Source organism: Rhodococcus sp. 21391, assembly GCF_016772255.1.
Classification (GTDB): Bacteria; Actinomycetota; Actinomycetes; order Mycobacteriales; family Mycobacteriaceae; genus Rhodococcus_F; species Rhodococcus_F opacus.
In genome coordinates, this window is the sequence record NZ_CP063781.1 from 4,762,912 (window position 1) to 4,777,559 (window position 14,648).

Annotated in this window: 13 protein-coding genes; 6 read left to right on the top strand and 7 right to left on the bottom strand. The window is 68.0% G+C overall.

From position 1 onward, the window contains the following. The first annotated feature begins 82 nt into the window (after window positions 1-82). The 4 genes from GO592_RS22160 to GO592_RS22175 all read left to right on the top strand — a co-directional run bounded on the left by GO592_RS22160 (window position 83) and on the right by GO592_RS22175 (window position 3,920). Complete coding sequence (locus GO592_RS22160) at window positions 83-1,630, top strand: flavin-containing monooxygenase (RefSeq protein ID WP_172650162.1); 1,548 nt, start codon at window positions 83-85, stop codon at window positions 1,628-1,630. Then, a complete protein-coding gene (locus tag GO592_RS22165; RefSeq protein ID WP_172650161.1) occupies window positions 1,627-2,082 on the top strand; it encodes an SRPBCC family protein in 456 nt (151 codons plus the stop codon). Before GO592_RS22160 ends, GO592_RS22165 begins: the two co-directional genes overlap by 4 nt. A gap of 91 nt (window positions 2,083-2,173) precedes the next feature. After that, a complete protein-coding gene (locus GO592_RS22170) occupies window positions 2,174-2,617 on the top strand; it encodes a MarR family winged helix-turn-helix transcriptional regulator (RefSeq protein ID WP_172650160.1) in 444 nt (147 codons plus the stop codon). Between the two features lie 34 nt (window positions 2,618-2,651). After that, on the top strand, window positions 2,652-3,920 hold the full coding sequence (locus GO592_RS22175) for an MFS transporter (protein WP_172650159.1): 1,269 nt from the start codon (window positions 2,652-2,654) through the stop codon (window positions 3,918-3,920). Window positions 3,921-3,978: 58 nt separating this feature from the next. Here GO592_RS22175 and pyrE read toward each other — a convergent pair whose 3' ends face one another. The 6 genes from pyrE to GO592_RS22205 all read right to left on the bottom strand — a co-directional run bounded on the left by pyrE (window position 3,979) and on the right by GO592_RS22205 (window position 11,188). Beyond that, the gene (pyrE, locus tag GO592_RS22180) at window positions 3,979-4,509 is read right to left on the bottom strand and encodes an orotate phosphoribosyltransferase (RefSeq protein ID WP_005238397.1); all 531 of its coding nucleotides are present in this window, start codon (window positions 4,507-4,509) and stop codon (window positions 3,979-3,981) included. A gap of 20 nt (window positions 4,510-4,529) precedes the next feature. After that, entirely contained in the window at window positions 4,530-5,324 is a 795-nt protein-coding gene (locus tag GO592_RS22185; RefSeq protein WP_172650158.1) for an SDR family NAD(P)-dependent oxidoreductase, read from the bottom strand. Window positions 5,325-5,391: 67 nt separating this feature from the next. Then, window positions 5,392-6,243: a hypothetical protein gene (locus GO592_RS22190; protein WP_202715217.1), complete on the bottom strand. Its 852-nt coding sequence runs from the start codon at window positions 6,241-6,243 to the stop codon at window positions 5,392-5,394. Between the two features lie 94 nt (window positions 6,244-6,337). After that, the gene (locus tag GO592_RS22195) at window positions 6,338-7,288 is read right to left on the bottom strand and encodes a DUF5666 domain-containing protein (RefSeq protein ID WP_007299767.1); all 951 of its coding nucleotides are present in this window, start codon (window positions 7,286-7,288) and stop codon (window positions 6,338-6,340) included. Between the two features lie 144 nt (window positions 7,289-7,432). Next, complete coding sequence (clpB, locus tag GO592_RS22200; RefSeq protein ID WP_007299768.1) at window positions 7,433-9,985, bottom strand: ATP-dependent chaperone ClpB; 2,553 nt, start codon at window positions 9,983-9,985, stop codon at window positions 7,433-7,435. Between the two features lie 168 nt (window positions 9,986-10,153). Then, complete coding sequence (locus tag GO592_RS22205; RefSeq protein ID WP_039952529.1) at window positions 10,154-11,188, bottom strand: alpha/beta hydrolase; 1,035 nt, start codon at window positions 11,186-11,188, stop codon at window positions 10,154-10,156. 191 nt (window positions 11,189-11,379) lie between these two features. On the opposite strand from GO592_RS22205, the gene GO592_RS22210 reads away from it, so the two are divergent. Together GO592_RS22210 and GO592_RS22215 are read left to right on the top strand one after the other, a co-directional pair. Beyond that, window positions 11,380-12,600, top strand: coding sequence for a globin domain-containing protein (locus GO592_RS22210; RefSeq protein WP_050998683.1), 1,221 nt, complete (start codon window positions 11,380-11,382; stop codon window positions 12,598-12,600). A 60-nt stretch (window positions 12,601-12,660) separates the two neighbouring features. Next, window positions 12,661-13,413, top strand: coding sequence for an FAD-binding oxidoreductase (locus tag GO592_RS22215; RefSeq protein ID WP_007299771.1), 753 nt, complete (start codon window positions 12,661-12,663; stop codon window positions 13,411-13,413). Between the two features lie 10 nt (window positions 13,414-13,423). Here the strand turns inward: GO592_RS22215 and GO592_RS22220 are convergent, their stop codons facing one another. Continuing rightward, entirely contained in the window at window positions 13,424-14,590 is a 1,167-nt protein-coding gene (locus GO592_RS22220; protein ID WP_007299772.1) for an FAD-binding oxidoreductase, read from the bottom strand. Between the last annotated feature and the right edge of the window lie 58 nt (window positions 14,591-14,648).

Consider the following 14,648-nt stretch of genomic DNA (forward strand, 5'->3'; position numbering starts at 1 on the left):
GCATTCTTCGTTTTACTGTGACACTGCGTCTCAGTTAAATGGACCGGCGACGACGGTTCCCCATCCGCGCAGGGAAGAAGCCATGACAGCGACAACCACTCAGCACGCCGCCGCACCCGACGGCAGCGGAGAGGAGCGGCACCTGCGCGTCGTCGTGGTCGGCGCCGGACTGTCCGGGATTGCCGCAGCAGTCAAGCTCGAACGCGCGGGCATCACGGACTTCGTCGTGCTGGAGAAGTCCGATCGCGTGGGGGGCGTGTGGCGCGAGAACACGTACCCCGGGTGCGGCGTCGACATCCCCGCCCCCGTGTACTCGTTCTCCTTCCACCCCAATCCGCGGTGGCGCAGCAACTTCGCCCTGCAACCGGAACTGCTGTCCTACATCGAGGACACCGTCGACACGTTCGGTCTGCAGTCCAGGATCTCGATGCAGACCGAACTCCGCGAAGGCGCCTGGTCCGACGAGCGCCGACGCTGGATCCTCGACACCAGCCGCGGCACGATCGTCGCCCAGCACGTGATCTTCGCGGCGGGCCCTATCACCGAACCAAGCACTCCTGCCGTACCCGGAATCGACGGCTTCGACGGCGACATCTTCCACTCGGCCCGCTGGAACCACGACGTCGACCTCACCGGGAAGAGGGTCGCCGTCGTGGGCACCGGCGCGTCCGCGGTGCAGTTCATCCCCGAGATCCAACCGGACGTCGAGGAGTTGTACGTCTTCCAGCGCACCCCGGCCTGGGTGGTGCCACGCCTGGACTTTCCGTTCCCCCGCATCGCCCAGTGGGTGTTCGCGCGGGTGCCCGCGGTGCAGCGCGCGTTCCGGCGGCTCCTCGACGTCATCCTGCGGACGCTCACTTCGGTGATGCGCCGCGAACGGACCGCCCGGCTCCTCAACCCCATCGGCACCCGTTGGCTGGCCAGGCAGGTACCGGACCCGGCACTTCGCGCGGCCCTGACACCGAACTTCACGCTGGGATGCAAACGCCTCCTGCTGTCCAACACCTATCTCCCGGCGCTGACGAAGAGCAACGTCGAGTTGATTCCGCACGCCCTCGCCGAGGTCGACGGACGCGTGGTCGTCGGAGCCGACGGCACCCGCCGCGAGGTCGACGTCATCATCTTCGGCACCGGCTTCGACGTGAGTCATCCACCGATCGCGAACCGGATCCGCGGACGCGACGGAACACTGCTGTCGGAGAAGTGGTCGAAGAGCCCCGAGGCCTACCTGGCCACCACGACGCCCGGCGCACCGAACGCGTACATCATGCTCGGCCCGAACATCCTGGTGTACAACTCGTTTCTCGGACTGGCCGAGACACAGCTCGACTACGTGATCGACGGACTCACCAAGGCGGAGCGGCAGGGCATCGAAGTGCTCGAGGTACGCGATCAGCCGTTCCGCCGGTTCAACGACGCGGTGCAGAAGGGTCTGGAGCCGACCGTCTTCAACAATGGCGGATGCAGTAGCTACTACCTCGACGCCGACGGCAGGAACTTTGCCGCGTGGCCCTGGTCCACCGGCTCCCTGCGCCGTCGCCTCGCCCGGTTCGACCTCGAGAACTACGCCATCCGGCCGTACCGGACAGCGCAGTCCCCTGCCCTCCACCCCTCAGGAAAGTCACGATGATCGAGATCCATCACACCGCCCTCGCCTGCGCACCGGTCGCGGCTGCGTTCGACTACGTGGACGACTACCGCCACGTCCCGTCCTGGATGTTCGGGATCACGAAGTTCGATCCGATCGGCGACCAGGACCGTGGCCTCGGCGCGGTCTACGACGCCGCGATGAAGGTCGGCCCCAAGACCCTCGACTCCGTGGTGAAGGTCACCGGGTGGGAACGCAATTCGGTGATCGAGCTGGAATCGATCGACGGCTCGTACACCCATTCGCGGTGGCAGTTCGAGGCGGCCGGCGAAACCGAGACCCGCATGACGGTCGACTTCCGCTACGACCTGCCCGGCGGCCTCGCAGGTAAGGCGCTCGGCAAGATCATCGAGCCGTTCGTCGCGCAGGCGATCCGCCACACCGACGCCACCCTGCGGCGCCAGGTCGAGCAGAGCGCGAAGCACTCGTCCTGATCTTCGCGGCCCGCGCCCGTCGGGGCGGATACGGGCCGCGAAGCACTTCGTCGGGTTTACATAGTTAGTTAGCCTATATAATATGTTTGGCATGGACGACGACACGCGGCTCCAGAGCCTGCTCGTCGACTTGGTCACGAATTCTCACCGATTCACCAGGCTCGCGAGCTCCTTCGGATCCGAGGACCACCCCCGGCCGTGGACACGTGCCCTCGCCCTGCTCGACGACCACGGCGAGCTACGCATCAGCGAGTTCGCCCGCATCGACCGCTGCTCCCAACCGTCCGCGACCGCCCTGCTCCAGAAGCTGGCCGATCGCGGATACGTTTCCCGCCGACCCGATCCGGAAGACGCCCGGGCCGTCCGGGTGTCCATCACGGACCTGGGCCGCGAATGGCTGACCGTGTCCCGCAACGAGATCGCGGGTGCACTCGCCCCGCACTTCGCGAACCTCGAGCCCGAGCAACTCGAACGACTGACGCAGGGCCTGTCGGAACTGCGTTCGATCGTCAAGTCGTCGGCCCGCTCATCCTGACAACCCATCCACACCCCGACGTACATCGAAGGAGGTGGCCGTGAGCACCACGACCGCAACCGTCACGAACAGCACATCCAGCGAGGCGCCACCGAGCCTCCTCCACCAGCCGAAATCGGTGTGGGCCGTCGCCTTCGCCAGCGTCATCGCGTTCATGGGCATCGGGCTCGTCGACCCCATCCTCAAGCCGATCGGCGAACAACTGGACGCGACGCCGTCCCAGGTGTCGCTGCTGTTCACCAGCTACATGCTGGTCACCGGTGTCGCGATGCTCATTACCGGCGTGGTGTCGAGCCGGATCGGCGCCAAGAAGACCCTCCTCACCGGCCTCGCCGTCATCGTCGTGTTCGCGGCGCTGGCAGGCAGCTCCGGCACCATCGGCCAGATCGTCGGCTTCCGTGCCGGCTGGGGACTGGGCAACGCCCTGTTCATCGCCACCGCGCTCGCCGCCATCGTCGGCGCGGCCAGCGGCGGCGTCGCGCGGGCCATCATCCTCTACGAGGCCGCGCTGGGCATCGGCATCGCCGTCGGCCCGCTGGTCGGTGGTGTCCTCGGCAACATCAGCTGGCGCGCACCGTTCTTCGGCGTCGCAGCCCTGATGGCCGTCGCGTTCATCCTCATCGTCGTGATGCTGCCGGCCGCACCCAAACCGGAGCACCGCACATCGATCGCCGCGCCGTTCCTCGCGCTGCGCCACCGCGGCCTGCTCACCGTCGCGATCACCGCACTTCTCTACAACTACGGCTTCTTCACCCTGCTCGCGTACACGCCGTTCCCGCTAGACATGGGCACGTACTCGATCGGATTCATCTTCTTCGGATGGGGCCTGGCGCTGGCCGTCGCGTCGGTGTTCCTCGCCCCGCGGCTGCAGCGGCGCTTCGGCACGCTGCCGATGATGATGCTGGCCCTCGCGCTGTTCGCCCTCGACCTCGCCATGATGGCCGCGTTCACCGACAACAAGACCGTGCTCGTCGTCGGTGTCGTGCTCGCCGGACTCTTCCTCGGTGTCAACAACACGCTCATCACCGAGACCGTGATGATCTCCGCGCCCGTCGAGCGATCGACGGCGTCCGCGGCGTACAGCTTCGTCCGCTTCGTCGGCGGCGCCGCCGCACCGTGGGTCGCGGGCAAGCTCGGTGAGAGCAACATCCACATGCCGTTCTGGGTCGGTGCCGTATGCACCGCCGCCGCGATCATCGTGCTCGCGACCGGGCGGAAGGTCCTCGCCCACGTCGACGAGCACGATCCCGAACCGCACAGCGTCGAGGAGGCATTGGCCGTCACGGCCGCCGACGCCGACTGACCACCCCCATGTGAGTGGCGAAGTGTGCCTCCGCACACTTCGCCACTCACATGTGCGGTCAGAGGTTCAGGTCGGGGAGGCCGAGGAGCGAACGGTACTCGAGACCTTCGGCCGCGATCACCTCGTCGGCACCGGTCGCGCGGTCGACGACGGTCGCGACACCGACGACGATCGCCCCGACGTCGCGCAACGCCTTCACCGCGGTGAGCGGAGAGTTGCCCGTGGTGGTGGTGTCCTCGACGACGAGGACACGCTTGCCGACGACGTCCGGTCCCTCGATCTGCCGCTGCATGCCGTGCGCCTTCGCGGCCTTGCGCACCACGAACGAATCGATCGGCCTGCCCGGGGCGTGCATCACGGCCATCGCCACCGGGTCGGCGCCCATCGTCAGTCCGCCGACGGCGTCGAAATCCCAGTCCGCCACCAGCTCACGCAGCAACTTCCCGATGAGCGGGCCCGCCTCGTGATGCAGCGTGGCGCGGCGAAGGTCCACGTAGTAGTCGGCTTCCTTGCCCGAAGACAACGTCACCTTGCCGTGCACAACTGCCAGCTCACGCACCAACGCGGCCAGATCCTCGCGATCGCTCATGCCCGAAACCCTACCCACCTCTACGTGCGGGCACGCCCCCGGCCGAACACGTTGGTCAGCCGCCGGACCAGACTCTTCGGGACGAGGCGACCGGCCGTGGTCAGCACCTTGTACTGAAGGCCGGGAATGCTCACGACCTTGCCGTCCTCGAGATCGGACAGCGACGCCGCGACCACCTGGTCGACGCTCAACCACATCGGCTTCGGAATCGAACTCATCTCGATGCCCGCGCGCTCGTGGAACTCGGTGCGGATGAAGCCCGGGCACAGCGCCTGGATCCGCACACCCGTGCCACCCAGTCCGTTCGCCAGTCCCTCGGAGAACGAGATCACATACGCCTTGCTCGCCGAATAGGTCGATCCGCGCCCGGACAGCAGGCCGGCGACGCTCGCCACGTTGATGACGGTGCCGTTCGCCGACGCGATCATGGTGGGCAACGCCGCGCGGGTCAGCTGCATGACGGCGGTGACGTTCACGTCCAGCTGGGACTGCAACAGCTCCGGCGTCGCCGTCCAGAATTCGCCCGAAGTGCCGAATCCGGCGTTGTTGACCAGCACCTCGACACCCTTCCCGAGGCGCTGCGCCACTTCCTCGCGCCCGGATGCTGTGGCCAGATCGGCCTGCAGGATCTCGGACTCGGTGTCGAACAACGCCTTCATCTCGTCGGCGAGGGCCCGCAAGCGGGTTTCGTCACGCGCGACGAGCACGAGGTCGTAACCGAGAGACGCGAACTTCCTCGCGAAACCGGCACCGAGCCCCGACGTCGGGCCGGTGACGAGGGCAACGGGTCGGGCGGAACTGGAGGGCGTCGACATACCGGTGACGGTAGCAAGGCGCTGCGCGCCTGTGCGCGGTTAGCGAGTCCCAGGACTCGTCACGCACTCACGGGCGCGGAGCGCCGGGGGCCGGCGGGCGCGGAGCGCCGGGGGCCGGCGGGCGCGGAGCGCCGGGGGCCGGCGGGCGCGGAGCGCCGGGGGCCGGCGGGCGCGGAGCGCCGGAGGTCTGCTGCCGGGGAGCGCCGGGAGCCGGCGGTCGGGGAGACGTCGGACGCTCGGGACGCGCCTCGGCGGGAGCGCCTTCGCGTAGTCGCGGGCGGCTCGGGTCGTGGTGGCCGCGGTCGAGTCCGCGCGGTTCCGTGACCGGGGGCAGGACGTGCAGGATGCCGGACAGCCGGGCGACGGCCTCGATGGCCGAATCCCATTCACGGCCGCTGCTGCCGATGGGCAGCGAACCGAGGGTCCACTCGCCCTCGCTCCACAGCATGTTCACATGCGGCGGCACCGACTCGGTGAACGCCACCATGCGCTGATCGCAGACCCTGCGGGCGATTTCGAGGTCGGTGGCGAACACGACTCGCGGCCCGATGGCACCGAGGAGTTCGAGATCCGAATCCTTCGGCGGCGGGGTCGACTTGAGGCGCAGGTCGATGTCGACGTCCGAGCCCACCCGGCGGCGCACGGCGACGATGGTCGCGGTCTCCTCGAGGTCGAAGAGAATGAACGACTCGCCCCGGCGTTCGCCCTTCACCACATCGATGGCGCTGAGGTACTCCTGCTTGGCCAGCGCGGCCCGATGGAACTGGCCGGGCAGCTTCTCTTCGACGTTGTCGTACGTGTAGCCCTGGGCCTTGGCCCAGATCTGCCGCACACGACCCGTCTGATCACGACGCGAGCGATCGAAATAGAGCAGCGCGCACGCGCCTGCGAGTGCGATCAACGCCAGTACGAACCACATTCCCGTCATCGGTGATCAGCCTAGCGAGTCGACGCCGTTACGAGGCGAAGCGGTACCCGGACACCCCGTGTCGGTTTTGCCCGGACCCATCGTCTCAGTTACCGCCGAGCTTCGGCAGCTCGGTGCTGATGATCGTCTCGGCCGTCATCGTGCCGTTCTCGACCTTCGTTCCCTGCACCATCACGGTGAACCCGGGCTTCAGATCGGCGACCGTGGTGCCGTCGAGTGCGATCACATTGGTCTGCGCGTTGGTCTGGACTGTCAACTGGGAACCGCCGAGGGCGTCGAGGGTCAACGTGGAGCCGTCGTTGGCGCTGATCGTTCCGAACGCGGCGCCGGCAGCGCCGATGGCCTCGCCGATTCCGCCGGGGAGTTGATCGAGCGGCGACTCCGACGTGGTGGACGGCGGCGGGGTCGTCGTCTTCGGCGGCGCGGCGGCGGGCGGACGGGACGTGGTGGGGCCCGCCGCCGTGGTGCTCGAGGAATTGTTCGGCGCGGATGTGAAGAGGGCGACACCGAAGCCGATGACGGCGATCAGCAGCAGCGCGGCCGCGGCGGCGGCGATCCACGTGCCGATCCGGCGGGGCTTCTTCTCCTCGGGGCTCTCGGCGACCGGCGCCTGGTACTGCGAGCCCGGGTACTGACCCGGCGGGTACTGGGCGTTCGGGTACTGCCCCGTCGGATACCCGCCCTGGTACTGCTGGGCGTCGTACGTCGGATACGCCTGCGTGGCGTTCGGCGGCGGAGCCTGCGGGTCGTACCGCGGATCGTAGGTCGGGTAGGCCTGCGTCGGATTGGGCTGGTTCCGCCCGTACGCCGCGGTCGGATCGGACGTGTAGAACTGCTCGGTCGGTGTGCCTGCGGGGCCCATGTGCTCGGTGCGCTGCTCGGGCGATCCGAGATGCTCGGTCGGCTGGTCCCGCCGCGACCACGCCTGGGTGGGGTCCTCGTCACCAGCCCTCGACGCGGAATCGTCGGTGGTCCACGACTCCGTTCCGTCGTACGCGCGTTCCTGCGGGGTGCGCGGGTCGTCGGGGTTCGTCATGATCGGCCCCTCCCTCGGGTTCGTCCGGCCGGTGTCCTGCGGCTACGGACGGTCCAGGGTAACGACGAAACTTAAGACGTCGCTGTGAAAACACAGGTGAGTGGCACGGCGTGCGGGAGCACACCGCGCCACTCACCCGAGGGGTCAGCCGAGGACGAGCGCGTCCCCGGTCTCGGACACCTTCACGGGGACGGTGTCACCGTCCTTGACGTCACCGGCGAGGAGCAGCTTCGCGAGCTGGTCGCCGATGGCCTGCTGGATCAGCCGGCGCAGCGGCCTGGCCCCGTACATGGGGTCGTAGCCGCGGACGGCCAGCCAGAAGCGGGCCGACTCGGACACGTCCAGCGTCAGTCGCCGCGCCGCGAGCCGGCGGGACAACTGGGCGAGCTGGATGTCGACGATGGACTCGAGCTGCTCTTCCGTGAGCGACTCGAAGATCACGACGTCGTCGAGCCGGTTGATGAACTCCGGCTTGAACGCGTGCCGGACCGCGTCCATCACCTGCTCCCGTGATCCACCCGCACCGAGATTGGACGTGAGGATCAGGATGGTGTTGCGGAAGTCGACCGTGCGTCCCTGACCGTCCGTCAACCGACCTTCGTCGAGGACGGCGAGCAGGATGTCGAACACGTCGGGGTGCGCCTTCTCCACCTCGTCGAACAGCACGACCGTGTACGGACGCCGCCGCACGGCCTCGGTGAGCTGGCCGCCCGCCTCGTACCCGACGTATCCGGGCGGGGCGCCGACGAGCCGGGCCACCGAATGCTTCTCGCTGTACTCGGACATGTCGATGCGGACCATGGCGCGCTCGTCGTCGAACAGGAAGTCCGCGAGGGACTTCGCGAGCTCCGTCTTACCGACGCCGGTCGGTCCGAGGAACAGGAACGACCCGGTGGGCCGGTTGGGGTCGGCGACTCCGGCGCGGGCGCGGCGAACCGCATCCGAGACGGCGACGACGGCCTCTTCCTGGCCGACGACCCGCTTGCCGAGTTCGGACTCCATCCGCAGCAGCTTGGCGGTCTCGCCCTCCAACATGCGGCCGGCGGGGATGCCGGTCCATGCTGCGACCACGTCTGCGACGTCGTCGGGACCCACTTCCTCCTTGAGCATGACGTCGCCGTCGGCGGCGGCACCGGACTCGCGGGCCGCCTGCTCGAGTTCCTTCTCGAGCTGCGGGATGCGGCCGTACCGCAGCTCCGCCGCCCGGCCGAGGTCGCCGTCGCGTTCGGCGCGTTCCTCCTCGCCGCGCAACGTCTCGAGCTGCTCCTTGACCCCGCGCACGGAGTCGATGGCCTGCTTCTCGTTCTGCCAGCGGGTGGTCAGCTGATTGAGCTTCTCCCGTTCGTCCGCCAGTTCCTGACGCAGCTTCTCGAGCCGGTCCTTCGACGCCGCGTCGGATTCCTTCTGCAGCGCCATCTCCTCGATCTCGAGGCGGCGGACGATGCGTTCGACGGAGTCGATCTCCTCGGGTCGCGAGTCGATCTCCATACGCAGCCGGGACGCGGCCTCGTCCACGAGGTCGATCGCCTTGTCCGGGAGGAACCGGGACGTGATGTACCGGTCGCTGAGCGTGGCGGCGGCGACGAGCGCGGAGTCGGTGATGCGCACGCCATGGTGCACCTCGTACCGCTCCTTGAGCCCGCGCAGGATGCCGACGGTGTCCTCGACGGACGGTTCACCCACCAGCACCTGCTGGAAGCGGCGTTCGAGGGCCGCGTCCTTCTCGATGTACTTGCGGTACTCGTCGAGCGTGGTCGCGCCGACGAGCCGCAGCTCGCCGCGGGCGAGCATCGGCTTGATCATGTTGCCCGCGTCCATCGCGGACTCACCGGTGGCACCCGCACCGACGATGGTGTGGAGCTCGTCGATGAACGTGATGACCTGACCGGCCGAGTTCTTGATGTCGTCGAGGACGGCCTTGAGTCGCTCCTCGAACTCGCCGCGGTACTTGGCGCCCGCGACCATCGATCCGAGGTCCAGGGAGATCACGGACTTGCCGCGCAGCGATTCGGGAACGTCGCCTGCGACGATGCGCTGAGCGAGCCCCTCGACGATGGCGGTCTTGCCGACGCCGGGCTCACCGATCAGCACCGGGTTGTTCTTGGTCCGGCGGCTGAGTACCTGCACGACGCGGCGGATCTCGTTGTCGCGGCCGATCACCGGGTCGAGCTTGCCGTTGCGGGCCGCCGCGGTGAGATCGGTGGAGTACTTCTCGAGCGCCTGGTACGTCCCTTCCGGGTCCGGGCTGGTGACGCGCGCACTGCCGCGGACGGTGGTGAACGCGTCACGCAGCGCCTCGGGGGTGGCGCCGTGCCGCTTCAGCAGTCCGGTCACGTCCGACTCACCCGAGGCGAGTCCGACCATCAGGTGTTCCGTCGACACGTACTCGTCGTCGAGTTCGGTGGCGAGGTGCTGTGCTGCGGTGAGTGCGGCGAGGGCCTCGCGGCCGAGCTGCGGTGTGGTCGTGGCGCCCGTCGTCTTGGGGAGCCGGTCGACGAGATCCTGCGCTTCACGATGGACCACGGTGGGATCGACGCCGATCGCCTTGAGCAGCGGGGCGGCGATGCCGTCGGTCTGGTCGAGCAGGGCCACGAGCAGATGCGCGGGCCTGATGTCGGGATTACCGGCCGACGACGCCGACTGGAGCGCAGCGGTCATCGCGGCCTGGGTCTTGGTGGTCGGATTGAACGAGTCCACTGTTCACCTCTTCTGGCGTTGTAGAGCGGTCCGCCGCCCGGGGCCGAGTGGCACGTGGCGACGCTGTCATCTTCTTAACGCGCGAAGGGTTGAGTCTGTTCCGCTCAACTTTGGAAATTTTCCGCTACACCCATTCTCTCGCCCCGCGACGGTTCGCGGGGCGAGATGTCAGGCCCCGATCGCGGCCGCCATCGTCGGCCAGGATGCGGACAGGTCGTCGCGCCAGTACCCCCACGAGTGTGTGCCGACCGGCCGGAGATCGACCGTGGCCGGAATGTCCAGGGCGCGGAGTTTCTCCGCCAGCCGTATCGTGCAGTCGTTGGTGACGGCCTCGATGACACCACCCACCACGACCTGCGTCGCGAGGTTGCGACGGTCGCCGCCGACGGTCCGGGCGTCGAGGGTGTCGTACGGTCCCGGCAGCCCGCTGCCATTGGAGATGTAGAGGGTGGTCCCCCGGAGCTTCTCCGCGTTGACGTACGGATCGTTCGCGGCCCACAGCGGATCGTTGGCCGCACCCCACATGTTCTCGGGGTTGCCGCCGAAGTCCGACACCGTGATCTCGACGAACCGCCGCGCCACCGGGTCGCTCGTCATCGCGCACCCGCTGTACGCCCCGACGCTCTGATACAGCCCCGGCTTGGAGATCGCGAGGTTGAGGACGCTGGTGGCCGACATGGACAGCCCGGCGATGGCGTTCTTCCCGGTCGTCTCGAGCGCGGAATCGACGATGGGTGACAGTTCCTTCGTCAGGAACGTCTGCCACTTGTTCCGCCCGAGCTCGGGGTCGTCCTGCTTCCAGTCCGCGTAGTAACTGGACTGGCCACCGAACGGGATGACCACGTTGACGTCCTTGTCGGAGAAGAACTTCTCGACGTCCGCCTTCTGCTCCCAGCCGAACTGCTCGGAGTTCCCCTCGACGCCGCCGAGCATGTAGACGGTGGGACGCTTCTCCGACGCGGCCCGGATGACCCGGACGGTGATGTCCTTGTCCATGGCGGTCGAGTGGACGGTGAAGTTCATCTGCGATTCGCCCACCGTGGTGACCTCGACCAACCGCGAACCGTCGGGCGCCTCGTCGGCCGAGACCGACTCGATCGTCGTCCGGGGTTCGGCGGAGACGACGCCTCCGCCGCCGATCGCCGTCAGCGTCACGGCCGCCACGACAGCGGCGGCTCGGCGAACCCGGGCCGAACTGGGCATCCCCGGACGAAACCGACCCCGATCCCGCGCACCGCCAACTCTCATGGGCCCCCCTCGGTAACACTGCCTGTCAACTGGATGCATCGTGCCTTGCCGGTGGTCACAGCTCAATAGCGACCCACCGAAATACCGGGGGCACACGCCGAACCGGCCGTTGCTGTAACCCGGGGTCCGCCCGCGGGACGGCTAGAATGCGGGTGTTCGAATCAGCAGGCACGGAGGCAGGGGACGGCTTGACACGAGATTGCCTCGATCCGCTCGTGATTTCGCGTCTGCGCGCCAGCTTTTCGTCGATCGTGTCCACCGAACACGGACGCAACCGGCTCACCACCACGTTCTACGCCACCCTGTTCGCCGAACACCCCGAATTCCGCGCGCTCTTCCCGCCTGCGCTGGATCAGCAGGGTCACCGCCTGTTCCAGGCACTGCAGTTCGTCATCGACAACCTCGACGACGAGGGCCGGGTCCTCGGTTTCCTCAGCCAGCTCGGCCGCGACCACCGCAAGTACGGCGTCGAGGGCAGGCACTACTTCGCGTCGGGCAATGCGCTGCTGGTCGCCGTGCAGAGTTCCTTCACCCAGGCCATCTGGACGCCCTCGCTGACCGCGGCCTGGACGGAACTGCTCGACCTCCTCCTCCACACGATGGCCGACGCCGCGGACACCGACGACCTGCCCGCCGCGTGGGGCGCCACCGTGGTCGATCACGAACGCCGCCTCGACGACCTCGCGATCGTCCGTCTCGAGACCGACTCCCCCATCCCCTACGGTGCGGGCCAGTACCTCAGCGTCCAGATCCCGCAGCGACCCCGGATGTGGCGGTACCTGTCGGCTGCCATCCCCGCCAACCCGTACGGCCAGCTCGAGTTCCACGTCCGCCGCGTGTCGGGTGGGTGGGTGAGCCCCGCCATCGTGAACGAGACGCAAGTGGGCGACCGCTGGCTGCTCAGCTCCCCGCTGGGCGGTCTCGAGGTCGACCGCGACAGCGGGCAGGACGTCCTGATGATCGGTTCGGGGACCGGCATCGCGCCGCTGCGCGCCCAGGTGATGGAAATGGCGATGCGGTCGAACAATCCGCGGGTCCACATGTTCGTGGGCGGCAAGTATCCGTGCGATCTGTACGACATCGAGACCCTGTGGCACCTGTCGCTGAGCAATCCGTGGCTGACCGTGGTTCCCGTGTCCGAGGAGGACGAGGACCCGTGGTGGCACACGATTCCCGCCCCGGAGGCGCCACCGGGATTGCATCAACGACTCCAGGGGCAGCTCGGCCGCGTCGTCGCCCGGTTCGGGTCGTGGGCGGACCGGCAGATCCAGATCTCCGGTTCTCCGGCGATGATCAAGACCACCGTGTACGCGTTGCAGCGCGGCGGTACACCGCCCGAACTGATCCGGCACGACCCCCTGATCTAGTCGCGCAGCCCGTCCCTGCCCATCCGCTATCCGGTTCGACCGTCGGGAGAGCATCACGCCATGCAAGCCACGCAGACCACCTGGACCAGCACTGTCGTCGAACATCACCGCCTGCGGCACGACCTCGCCGTGGTCCGCCTCGTCGGTGACTACGTCCCGTTCGCGCCGGGGCAATACGTGGACGTGAGCGTGCCCCAGAACCCGCGGCTGCTGCGCAGACTCTCCCCCGCCCTGCCGCCGTCACTGGACGGCAAGCTTGAATTCCACGTCCGGACGGTGCCCGGTGGCTGGGTCAGCGGTGACATCGTCACGGGGACCTCGCCCGGCGACCAGTGGCAGATTCTCGAACCGCGCGGCACGATGTCCGTCGACGAGGACGGGCCGGATGTCATCATGGTCGCCGGCGGCACCGGCCTGGCCCCGTTCCGGTCGATCCTGCTGGACCTGTCGCGCAAGCCGAATCCGCCGCGGGTGTTCCTGTTCACGGGCGATCGGACTCCGCGCGATCTGTATGCGTCCGACATGCTCTACCTGCTGCTGCAGGATCTGCCGTGGCTCACCGTCATTCCGGTGGTGGAGAACGTCGTGAATCCGGACTGGACCGACGAATGGTACGAGCGCACCAGAGTGGACGTGGGGTTCACCGAGGACGACCTCATCGAGGGCTCGCTACCCGACGTCGTGACGTCCTACGGCGCGTTCACCGAGCACCAGGTGCTGGTGTGCGGTTCGGCGGCGATGGTCCGCGCCACCCTCGACCGTCTCCGGGACACCGGGACCCCCACGGAGAACATTCAGTTCGACCCGTACTGAGCCGTTCCGATCAGTAGGACGGGTCGTGCCGGATGTTCTCCGGCGGAGTGCCCGCCGCGTGCAGCCGGAACTTGGTGGTGTTGATCATCGCCTCGGAGCCGACGAGCTGGATGTCGCGCTCGGCCCACGTCCCGAAGTCGGCGACGACCTGCCCGACCTTGCCGGTCAACCGGCGGTGCATGCCGGGCAACGCGGCGCTGCTCGGGCCGGTGTACCACCACGGGTCCTCGTCCTCCTCGGTGACCGGGACGACGGTCAGCCACGGATTCTGCTCCGCGAGTGCCCACAGGGTGCCCAGGTCGTAGAGGTCGCAGGGGTACCGCCCGGCGAAGAAGACGTGGACGCGGCGGTCCTGGCCGCGCTGCGACATCTGCAGGATCTGCGCGCGGAGCGGCGCGATTCCCGTCCCCGATCCGATCATGAGGATGTCGCGACCGTTGTCGTAGCGGACTCCCAGGTCGCCGAGCGGGGACCCGATCACCCACCGCTCGCCCACGAGTGTCTGGCTGACGATGGCGGGGCTGACCCAGCCGCCCGACACCCGTCGGACATGGAACTCGATGATGCCCTGGTCGTTGACGGGGTTCGCCGGCGACAGGTACCGCCACATCCGGGGACGCGACGGCACCTGCACGCTCACGTACTGACCGGCGGTGTAGGTCATCGGCTCGTCGAGTTGCAGGCGGACGATCGACACGTCCTTGCGGACCTGGAGGTGCTCGATCACGGTCGCGCCCCACGCCGGCGGGCCGCTCTCGGCGTTGGCCGCATCCATCATGGTGGCGGCGACGACCGAGAGGACGTCGCGCCACGCCTGCTCGAGTTCGTCGGTCCACGGCTCGGTCGAGGGGAACTGCTCCACCGCGGCGATCAGGGAGTTGCCGACGGCGACGTAGTGCGCGTCCTCGATTCCGTACTTACGGTGGTCGCGGCCGAGCTGGGCGAGGTAGGCGAGGATCTGCCCGGATTCCTCCTCGAGCCGTTCGATCACGTACTGGACGGCGGAGATCAACCGGTCGCGTTGCACGTCCATGGCCGCGGGGAAGAAGTCCCGGGCGTCGGGATACCGCGCGAACAGCAGGGCATAGAAGGACCGCGACAGAGTCTGGGGCCCGTCCGGCACCGCCGCGATAGCCTTGAAACTCGACCGGACCAGCGATATTGCCTGTGAATCCACCGCGCATCCTCGTCACCGACTGAACGCGGCCTCGCCGCGAAGTACTTGGGCAGACTAT